At 64.5% G+C, this 3202-nt stretch carries 2 protein-coding genes; one reads left to right on the top strand and one right to left on the bottom strand.

The genetic code is table 11. The annotated features are described in order from the left end of the window. Nucleotides 1–1287, bottom strand: a 1287-nt coding sequence (locus tag P2Q66_RS01865; RefSeq protein ID WP_275725120.1) for an ABC transporter substrate-binding protein, incomplete at its 3' end; no start/stop codon positions are given. A gap of 140 nt (nt 1288–1427) precedes the next feature. Between P2Q66_RS01865 and P2Q66_RS01860 the strand changes: the two genes are divergently transcribed. Next, the coding region (locus P2Q66_RS01860; protein ID WP_275725119.1) for a glycoside hydrolase family 13 protein at nt 1428–3202 on the top strand (1775 nt) is incomplete at its 3' end.

The following is a 3202-nucleotide window of genomic DNA, read 5'->3' as shown; positions in this document are numbered from 1 at the left end:
CGATCCCGCGCCGGCGGTCTCGATCGACTTCTGCATGTCGGACAGCGCATCCTTGGCCGGCTTCTCACCCTTCAGTGCCGCGTAGGCATTTTCCTGGATGGCCTGGGTGACAGCGGGGTAGAACGGCGTCACCGGACGGGGAACAGCGTTCTCGATGGAGGTCTTCAGGACCGGCAGGTACGGCAGCTTGGCAACCAGTTCCTGGTCCTCATAGAGAGCGCCGAAGACCGGAGCCAGGGAACCCTGGGTTGCGAAGAACTTCTGCTGTTCCTCTTCGATCAGGAACTTGACGAAGTCCAGGGCGGTCGCCTTGTGGTCGGAGTAGACGCTGATGGCTGCGCTGTGGCCGCCGAGGGACGAGGCACCGGGGCCATCCGCGCCGGGCAGGGCAGCCATGCCCAGAACGTCCTTCACCTGCGAGGAACCTTCAGTGGTGGCCAGGTTGTACACGTAAGGCCAGTTGCGGAGGAACAGCAACTTGCCTTCCTGGAAGGCACGGCGGCTTTCCTCTTCCTGGTAGGTGATCGCCTCAGCGGGGATGTTCCCGTTCTTGAATGCTTCCACCAGGTTGTTCAGGCCTTCTTCAGCCTCCGGGGTGTTCAGGTTCGGCTTGCCCTCGTCATCCAGGACAGAACCGCCGGCCGAGTTGATGGCCTCGGACGCATTGACCGTGAGGCCTTCATACTGCTTGAACTGGCCTGAGTAGCACCCGATGTTGTTTTCCTTGGCAATGGAGCACATCTCCATCATCTCGGCCCAGGTCTTGGGCGCCTCGGGCACCAGGTCCTTGCGGTAGTAGAGGATGCCGCCATCGGAGGAGACCGGAGCCGCGTAGAGGGTGCCCTTGTAGGAACCGGCCTCAACGGTGGGTTCGAGCATGCCCTCGGTCTCCACAGCCATCTTGTCCTTGAGCGGCTGCAGCCACCCCTTGGCTGCGAACTCAGCAGTCCACACAACATCCACGCTGGCAACGTCGTAATCCGCGTTCTTGGCCTGGAAGTTCTGCACAAGGTCATCGTGCTGCTGGTCGGCCTGGTCGGTCTGTTCCTTGAACGTGACCTTCTCGTCGGGGTGGGCAGCGTTCCACTTTTCGATCAGCGGACGCACCACGTTGCTGTTGTCCTTGCCCTGTACGTAGGTGATGGGGCCCCGGCTGTCCAGGTTTGCTTCGGCGTCGGTCCCACCGCCACCCGTGGTCCCGCCGCCGCCTCCGCCGCCACAGGCGGACAAGGTCAGGGCAAGGACGCCGGCAGTGGCAGCCGGAAGAAGGAATCTAGGGGTTTTCATTAGCTTGAAGCTCCTCGCTGAGTGACAAGTAAGTCGACAGTGCGCTCGTTTGGTGAGGTTGTTGTGGTGACCATCACACTAGTAATGTGACTGCGGGTAATGCAAGCGTTTACATCAAAAAGTTATCTGAGAGGAACCAAATGTCCAACCTGAGCGTTCCTGCCGCCGCCCCGGCCCGTTCCGAATGGTGGGCGGACGCTGTTGTCTACCAGATTTACCCGCGGTCCTTCGCCGATGGAAACGGCGACGGAATGGGCGATCTGCGCGGCATAGTGGCCCGCCTTCCCTACCTGGAACGCCTGGGGGTGGACGCGATCTGGCTGTCCCCGTTCTACAAGTCGCCGCAGGCCGACGGCGGGTACGACGTCGCGGACTACCGCCAGGTGGACCCGCTGTTCGGCTCGCTGGCCGACTTCGACGCCATGTTGCAGGATGCTCACAACAGGAACCTGAAGGTCATCGTCGACCTGGTTCCCAACCACACCTCCGATGAACACGTATGGTTCCAGGAGGCCCTGGCTTCGCTGCCGGGGTCACCGGAACGGGAGCGCTACATCTTCCGCCCTGGCAAGGACGAGGTTCCCGGGTCGGGGGACGGCAACCGGGCACCGAACAACTGGCGGTCGATTTTCGGCGGGCCGGCCTGGAGCAGGGTCCGGGGCGCTGACGGCTCCCCCGGCGAGTGGTACCTGCACCTGTTTGATACCAAACAGCCGGACCTGAACTGGGAAAACCCCGAGGTACAGGAAGAGATGCGGTCAGTTCTCCGTTTCTGGCTGGACCGGGGCGTGGACGGCTTCAGGGTGGACGTAGCCCATGGCATGGTCAAGGAAAAAGGTCTGCCCGACTGGGACGGGGTGGCTGCCATGGTGGAAGGCACCGCCGGCACGCGCCCTGGTGCAACACCACCCGGCGACGCGCCCGGCGCCCATACCGACGCCGAAGAACCGCACCGTGCTGTGTCTCCGGTGTACCCGCCGTCGCCGTTTTTCGACCAGGACGGGGTGCACGAGATCTACCGTGACTGGCACAGGGTCCTGGCAGGGTACGCTGGCGACCGGATGATGGTGGCGGAAGCCTGGGTGGAGCCGGCGGAACGGCTGGCACTCTACGTCCGGCCCGACGAGATGCAGCAGGCATTCAATTTCGATTTCCTGCTGGCCGGCTGGGACGCTGAACGCCTGGCCGAGGCTGTGGAAGCCTCCCTTGCAGCCGCAGCGTCCGTCGGCGCGCCCTGCACCTGGGTCCTCAGCAACCATGACACAGTCCGCCATCCCACCCGCTTCGGGCTGACCGATCCCACAACCTTTCCCAAGGGCATCGCCGCGGATGACGAGCAGCCGGATGCCGCCCTGGGACTGGCCCGTGCCCGCGCTGCCACCCTGGTTTCGCTGGCCTTGCCCGGTTCCGCCTACCTGTACCAGGGTGAGGAACTGGGCCTGCCGGAACACACCACACTGCCGGCCGCCGCCCGGCAGGACCCCACTTTTTTCCGGACACGGGGTGCTGAAATCGGGCGGGACGGCTGCCGGGTGCCGCTCCCCTGGTCCGGCAACCTGCCGGGCTACGGGTTCTCGGACCCGCGCAACGGACAGGCGCCGCAGCCGTGGCTCCCCCAACCCGAAAGCTTCGGGCCCCTGGCTGCCGACCGGCAGGACGGCGTGGAAGGCTCCACGCTTGAGCTTTACCGGGCCGCCCTTGCCTTCCGTTCCGCCAACAAACTTGGCCGGGGCGCCGTGACATGGGCTGATGTCCATGCGCCGGACAGCGGCCTGCTGGCCTTCCACAATGGGGACGTTCTGGTCCTCGCCAACATGGGATTCGCCTCGGCACCGGTTCCTGAGGGGTACGCCGTAGCCCTCTCCAGCGGGCCTGAACCCGCCGAAGAGTGGTCAGCGATGCGGGAGGTCCCCGT

The sequence above is a fragment of the Arthrobacter sp. Cr_A7 genome, from assembly GCF_029222765.1.
Taxonomy (GTDB): Bacteria; Actinomycetota; Actinomycetes; order Actinomycetales; family Micrococcaceae; genus Arthrobacter.
The sequence above is the reverse complement of the archived record's forward strand: the minus strand, read 5'-3'. Positions and strand labels throughout refer to the sequence as shown.